Origin of the sequence: Paraburkholderia sp. SG-MS1 (assembly GCF_012275575.1) — a bacterium.
Classification (GTDB): domain Bacteria; phylum Pseudomonadota; class Gammaproteobacteria; order Burkholderiales; family Burkholderiaceae; genus Paraburkholderia.
This window is the reverse complement of the sequence record NZ_NPIH01000220.1, coordinates 23,085-29,066: the sequence shown is the minus strand read 5'-3', so window position 1 is coordinate 29,066 and position 5,982 is coordinate 23,085. Positions and strand designations below refer to the sequence as shown.

Sequence of the window (5,982 nt, the reverse complement as noted above, 5' to 3'; positions counted from 1 at the left end):
CGCGCCGGGTTTCATGCGCCGTTGCCGCCGGCGTTCGGGCTGGGGGGCGGCAGCGGGCGCGGTAGCCACTGCATCAGCGTCAGGCTGCGCGGCTCCAGCTTCGGCTACGACTACCGCGCGCGGCGGCTTACCAGCCCGAGCGTCCACCTTCGACGAAGCGCTCGCCTGCTCCACGGGCATTCCGAACAGATCGAACTGCGCGGCTTCGCCGCCGGTGTCATCATCACCACGATGCCCGCCGCCTGGCGGCTGTTCAACTTCGTTCGTCCCGCTCTGGTCCATCGATGTCCGATCTGCTGTTCAAGGTTGCGCCGCGCCGGTCCGCTCATGCACGTGCCGCGGCGCAACCGTATCACAGCGGTTTTTCGTACATATAGCGGCGCGACCACGGCAAGGTTTTTGCGCTGCGGCCGGCTTTGCGGCACACCACCTGGTAGATCGACACGTCGTCGTTTTCGAACGCGTAGGCGCAACCGGCGAGGTACACGCGCCAGATGCGGAATTTTTCGTCATCGACCAGCTTGCGGGCTTCGTCCGCATGCGCCTCGAAACGTTCCGCCCACAGGTCCAGCGTGTGCGCATAGTGACGGCGCAGGCTTTCGACGTCAACCGCTTCGAGCCCGCCGCGCTGCATCGATTCGAGCGCGAGGCTGATGTGCGGCAGCTCGCCGTCCGGAAACACGTAGCGGTCGATGAATTCGCCGCCGCCGAGCGCGGTTTCGCCGCTGTCGGAATCGCTCGACGTGATGCCGTGGTTCATCGCGATGCCGTCATCGACCAGCAGGTCGCGGATTTTCTCGAAGTAGCCGGGCAGATTCTTGCGGCCCACATGTTCGAACATGCCGACGCTCGTGATGCGATCGAATTGACCGGTAACGTCACGATAATCCTGCAGGCGGATCTCGATCTGGCCTTCCAGGCCCGCAGCTTTCACGCGGGCGGTAGCGAGGTCGAACTGATTTTGCGAGAGCGTCACGCCCACGCACTTCGCCCCGAACTTCTGCGCCGCGCGCAGCACGAGCGCACCCCAGCCGCAGCCGATATCGAGCAGACGCTGGCCGGGCTGCAACTGGACTTTGGTGAGTATGTGGTCGATCTTCTTGATCTGCGCGGCGGCGAGATCTTCGTTGCCGTTCTCGAAGTACGCACACGAGTAGACCATGTTCTCGTCGAGCCACAGCTTGTAGAACTCGTTCGAGACATCGTAGTGGTACTGGATCGCCTTTTTGTCCGACGTCTTCGAGTGATTGAAGTAGCGTCGCACGCGCGCGAGCTTGCTTGCGCTGGTCACGGTATTTCGCGCCAGCTGATAGCCGATGTTGATGATGTCCGACAGCTTGCCCTCGATGTCGATCTTGCCCTTCACGTACGCCTCGCCGAGATTGTCGAGGCTCGGTTCGAGCAAATAGGGCAACGCTGTCGCGCTCTTGACGTGTAGCGTGACCTGGGGCGCGGCGAACTGCCCGAAGTCGTGTTGCTGACCGTCCCACAGCACGAGGCGTGCAGGCAGGTTAGCCTTGATTTTTACTTCTTCTACCCACTGCGCCAGCTTCTTCTCCCAGAACATGTGATCTCTCCGTGTCCGTTGAATTAAAGCAAAGCTTGTGTGGACCGCGGCCCGGTGCGGCGCAACTCCCATGCCGCGAGACGCGATCCGGCCGGCGCGCGCTGCTACGTTGGCGGCGCGCTGCCAGCGTCATATTCGATTCAAGGCGATAGGCGGGAGATTTGCCAGTCGCCGTTTTCGCTTGTGCGCGTATAGAGCAGACGGTCGTGCAGACGCGACGGCCTGCCCTGCCAGAATTCAACTGCTTCGGGGACCAAACGATAACCGCCCCAGTGTGGGGGACGCGGTGGCTGGTCGCCGTATTGCAGGCTGATTTCGCGTTCGCGTGTTTCGAGCTGCGAACGGCTTTCAATTACCTGACTCTGATTCGAGGCCCACGCGCCGATGCGTGAACCGAGCGGACGCGACGCGAAATACGCGTCGCTTTCCTCCGTGCTGGTTTTGACAATGCGCCCCTCGACGCGCACCTGGCGTTCGAGTTCGATCCAGTAAAACAGCAGGCTCGCGTACGGATTGGCCGCCAGTTCGCGGCCCTTGCGGCTTTCGTAATTGGTGAAGAACACGAAGCCGCGCTCATCGACGCCCTTGATCAGCACGATGCGCGCCGACGGCCGGCCGCGCGGGTCGACCGTGGCCAGCGTCATCGTATTCGGCTCGGGCAGCTTGGCGTCGACAGCTTGTTGAAACCAGATGCCGAACTGACGAAACGGGTCGCGGTCGACATCGGCAACGTCCAAAGAACCCAGCGAATAGTTTTTTCGAAGTTCGGCGAGTGAGGTCATGTTCTTATGCGAACGCTACAGTCAAGCAAGTATAGCCAGGGAGTTAACTTTTTGCGCGTGAGCAGGGCAAGACCGCGTGCCATGCATGGCTTTCCGCCTTCGCTGCCGCCGCATCCGCGGCGATGCCGATCGACGCGTTCAGGCAAAATACGGGCTGCGAGCGCCAAACCCGCTTGAGCGCCGTCACTTCCTGTCTTGCCTGTTTTCAACGAGCCCCGCCATCATGTCCAGCACCACCGCGCAATCCGATCTTACTACCAGCCTCGACGGGAGTGAAACCGCCGACCGCGCGCGGCGCTTCGGCGGCATCGCCCGCCTGTACGGCGCGCCGGCGCTCGCCGCGTTCGAAGGCGCGCACGTCGCGGTGATCGGCATAGGCGGCGTGGGGTCGTGGGTGGCCGAGGCGCTCGCGCGCAGCGCGGTCGGCACGTTGACGCTGATCGACCTGGATAACGTCGCCGAAAGCAATACCAACCGGCAGATTCATGCGCTCGACGGCAACTACGGCAAGCCGAAAGTCGAAGCGATGGCCGAGCGCATCGCCGCGATCAATCCGTATTGCGACGTGCGGCTGATCGAAGACTTCGTCGAGCCCGACAACTTCGCGGCGACGCTGGGCGGCGGCTTCGACTACGTGATCGACGCAATCGACAGCGTGCGCACGAAGACCGCGCTGATCGCATGGTGTGTCGAGCGTCAACAGGCGTTGATCACGGTGGGCGGCGCGGGCGGTCAGCTCGACCCGACGCGCATTCGTATCGACGATCTCGCGCTGACGATCCAGGACCCGCTGCTGTCGAAAGTGCGCGGTCAGTTGCGCAAACAGCATGGCTTTCCGCGCGGACCGAAGGCGAAGTTCAAGGTGAGCGCGGTGTATTCCGACGAGCCGTTGATCTACCCGGAAGCGGCCGTCTGCGATATTGATGCGGAAGCCGAGCACGTGAGCACGTCGCCGGGTCACACGGGACCGGTCGGGCTGAACTGCGCGGGATTTGGATCGAGCGTGTGCGTGACGGCGAGCTTCGGTTTTGCCGCCGCGGCGCATGTGTTGCGAGCCTTGGCGAAGCAGGCGGTGGCCTGATGCGGTGAGGCGAGTGCCGCGCGTGCGCGCGGCACGGTGAAGGTGCGATGGCCGCAGATTCAGGCGCGCTAGCCGCGCTTGCTCGCGGCCACCACGCCTGAACGCGGCGGGGATCAGAACAACGACGCGCTCAGCTTGCGCCGCCACTGCGACACCAGCTCCGGCTGATGCGCTGCCAGATCGAACACCGACAACATGGTCTTGCGCCCGATATCGTCGCGGAACGTGCGATCGCGTTGCACGATCGCGAGCAGGTGTTCGAGCGCTTGCGCATATTTGCGACGCGCGATCAGCGCGCTCGCCAGATCGAAGCGCGCATCGAGATCGTCCGGAGCGGCCGCGACTTTGGCCTCCAGCGCATCGGTCGGCGGCAGGTCGGCGGCGGCATCCACTGCATCGAGGCGAGTCTTGATCGCGTTGAAACGCGCGTCGATGCCCTGCGTCGTTTTCGGCGACAGCAGATCCACCTCGTTGCGCGCCTCGTCGATGCGGTTGTCTTCGAGCAGCAACTCGATGCGGTCCATGCGCGCTTCGTCGAAGCCCGGGTCGTAGGCGAGGGCGGCTTGCAGCGCGTCGTACGCGTCTTCGCGGCGGCCTTCGGCCAAAGCGCTCTGCGCTTCGAGGCGCGCCGCCTCCGCGCCTTGCGGCACGAGCCGCTCGATAAACTCGCGCAACTGACCTTCAGGCAACACGCCGATGAACTGATCGACCGGCCGGCCGTCGGCAAAGGCGATCACGTGCGGAATGCTGCGCACCTGGAAGTGCGCGGCCAGTTCCTGGTTCTCGTCTACGTTGACCTTCACCAGTTTCCATTTGCCGGCCGCTTCGGCTTCGAGCTTTTCGAGCATCGGGCCGAGGCTCTTGCAGGGGCCGCACCACGGCGCCCAGAAATCGACCAGCACGGGGGCCAGTGTCGACGCCGCGATGACGTCCTGTTCAAAAGTGGCCAGAGTGGTGTCCATTGCATCCTCGTCGATAAAACGGTTTGTGATCAATTGGGGCCGAACGGCATGGATTCAATGCGGCCGGCGCCGGCTCGCATCGGCGGCGGCGCTCATGTGCGTTCATTTTCGTTCCGGCAGCGGGATCCATTCGGTTTCGCCCGGCACCGTGCCCATCTCCTGACGAGTCCACGCGAGTTTCGCGGCTTCGATCTTCGCGCGCGAACTGGCGACGAAATTCCACTCGATGAAGCGCTCGCCGTCCAGCTTCTCGCCGCCGAGCAGCATGACGCGCGCGCCGTGCGTGCTGGCGAGCGTGACGGTTTCGTCGAGCGCGAGCACCGCCATCTGACCGGCTTCGAGCGGCGCGCCGTCGATCTCCAGATCGCCATCCACGAGATAGACGCCGCGTTCCTCATGCTCCGGTTCGAGCGCGAAGGCGCTGCCCGGCGCGAATTCCGCGGCGACGTACAGCGTGCCAGAAAACGTCCTGACCGGCGACTCCACGCCGAAGGCCGTGCCCGCGATCACCCGCAGCGATACGCCATTGCGCTCGACGACCGGCAGCGTGTCGGCGGCGTGATGCGCGAACGACGGTTCGACCTCTTCGTCCGCGAGCGGCAGCGCGACCCAGGTCTGGATGCCGTGCATCGTCAGGCCGCTCGCGCGATCTTCGGCGGGCGTGCGCTCGGAATGGACGATGCCGCGCCCCGCGGTCATCCAGTTGACGTCGCCGGGGACGATTTTCTGCTCGGAGCCGAGGCTATCGCGATGCATGATCGCGCCTTCGAACAGATAGGTGACGGTGGCGAGACCGATGTGCGGATGCGGACGCACGTCGAGGCCGACGCCGGGTTCGAGCGTGGCCGGGCCCATGTGGTCGAAGAAGATGAACGGGCCGATCAGGCGCGCGGCCATCGCGGGCAGCACGCGCCGCACGGTCAGACTACCGACGTCGCGCAGATGCGGTTTGAGGACTGCTTTGATCGAGGAGGTCATGGGCGGGCTCGGCTGAAATGGTCGGTGTGGATTAGGCTTAATGGACGATTCTACTGCGCAGCGCGCGATGCCGACGGCTCGTGAGACAGCGGCGCCGCGGGAACTCGTCGCGTGGGCGATCACGCCGCGCTGCCGGCTCCGCTAAACTGCCGGATTGGACAATCAATCGGAGACCGGGATGTCGCCCAGGGACTTGCTGCTCGCGCTGGTGGTGGTGCTCGCGTGGGGCGTCAATTTCGTCGTGATCAAGGTGGGCCTGCACGGGGTGCCGCCGATGCTGCTCGGCGCCTTGCGCTTCACGGTCGCGGCGGTGCCGGCGGTGTTCTTCGTCAAACGCCCGAACCTGCCGTGGCGCTGGCTGCTCGCCTACGGCGCGACGATCTCGTTCGGGCAATTCGCTTTTCTGTTCTCGGCGATGTACGTCGGCATGCCGGCCGGGCTCGCTTCGCTGGTGCTGCAGGCCCAGGCGTTCTTCACGCTGATGTTCGCGGCGCTGTTCCTGCGCGAGCGGTTTCGTTTGCCGAATGTCGCGGGTTTGCTGATCGCGGCGGGCGGGCTCGCGGTGATCGGCCTGCAAGGCGGCCACTCGATGAGCGTCGCCGGTTTCGTGCT

6 protein-coding genes and 1 pseudogene are annotated in these 5,982 nt (G+C 64.4%); 2 read left to right on the top strand and 5 right to left on the bottom strand.

The window, feature by feature from the left end; genetic code table 11:
- The 3 genes and pseudogenes from CIC12_RS33225 to pdxH all read right to left on the bottom strand — a co-directional run.
- Positions 1–282, bottom strand: a pseudogene (locus CIC12_RS33225) (DUF72 domain-containing protein); the annotation flags it as partial.
- Positions 283–352: 70 nt separating this feature from the next.
- Positions 353–1,567, bottom strand: coding sequence for a class I SAM-dependent methyltransferase (locus CIC12_RS19150; RefSeq protein ID WP_168665938.1), 1,215 nt, complete (start codon positions 1,565–1,567; stop codon positions 353–355).
- 140 nt (positions 1,568–1,707) lie between these two features.
- The gene (gene pdxH, locus CIC12_RS19145; protein WP_168665936.1) at positions 1,708–2,349 is read right to left on the bottom strand and encodes a pyridoxamine 5'-phosphate oxidase; all 642 of its coding nucleotides are present in this window, start codon (positions 2,347–2,349) and stop codon (positions 1,708–1,710) included.
- 223 nt (positions 2,350–2,572) lie between these two features.
- On the opposite strand from pdxH, the gene tcdA reads away from it, so the two are divergent.
- Positions 2,573–3,430 (top strand): tRNA cyclic N6-threonylcarbamoyladenosine(37) synthase TcdA, encoded by an 858-nt coding sequence (tcdA, locus tag CIC12_RS19140; RefSeq protein ID WP_168665934.1) that lies wholly within the window; start codon positions 2,573–2,575, stop codon positions 3,428–3,430.
- A gap of 113 nt (positions 3,431–3,543) precedes the next feature.
- On the opposite strand, the gene trxA is transcribed toward tcdA, so the two are convergent.
- Both trxA and CIC12_RS19130 read right to left on the bottom strand, forming a co-directional pair.
- Complete coding sequence (trxA, locus tag CIC12_RS19135; protein ID WP_168665932.1) at positions 3,544–4,392, bottom strand: thioredoxin; 849 nt, start codon at positions 4,390–4,392, stop codon at positions 3,544–3,546.
- Positions 4,393–4,494: 102 nt separating this feature from the next.
- A complete protein-coding gene (locus CIC12_RS19130) occupies positions 4,495–5,370 on the bottom strand; it encodes a pirin family protein (RefSeq protein ID WP_168665930.1) in 876 nt (291 codons plus the stop codon).
- A 178-nt stretch (positions 5,371–5,548) separates the two neighbouring features.
- On the opposite strand from CIC12_RS19130, the gene CIC12_RS33220 reads away from it, so the two are divergent.
- On the top strand, positions 5,549–5,982 hold a 434-nt coding region (locus CIC12_RS33220; RefSeq protein WP_238812716.1), incomplete at its 3' end, for an EamA family transporter.

What these genes read in the sequence shown, in the direction of transcription:
- CIC12_RS19150 (WP_168665938.1), bottom strand. Translation starts at nt 1,567, where the DNA reads ATGTTCTGGGAGAAGAAGCTGGCGCAGTGGGTAGAAGAAGTAAAAATC.
- pdxH (WP_168665936.1), bottom strand. Translation starts at nt 2,349, where the DNA reads ATGACCTCACTCGCCGAACTTCGAAAAAACTATTCGCTGGGTTCTTTG.
- tcdA (WP_168665934.1), top strand. Translation starts at nt 2,573, where the DNA reads ATGTCCAGCACCACCGCGCAATCCGATCTTACTACCAGCCTCGACGGG.
- trxA (WP_168665932.1), bottom strand. Translation starts at nt 4,392, where the DNA reads ATGGACACCACTCTGGCCACTTTTGAACAGGACGTCATCGCGGCGTCG.
- CIC12_RS19130 (WP_168665930.1), bottom strand. Translation starts at nt 5,370, where the DNA reads ATGACCTCCTCGATCAAAGCAGTCCTCAAACCGCATCTGCGCGACGTC.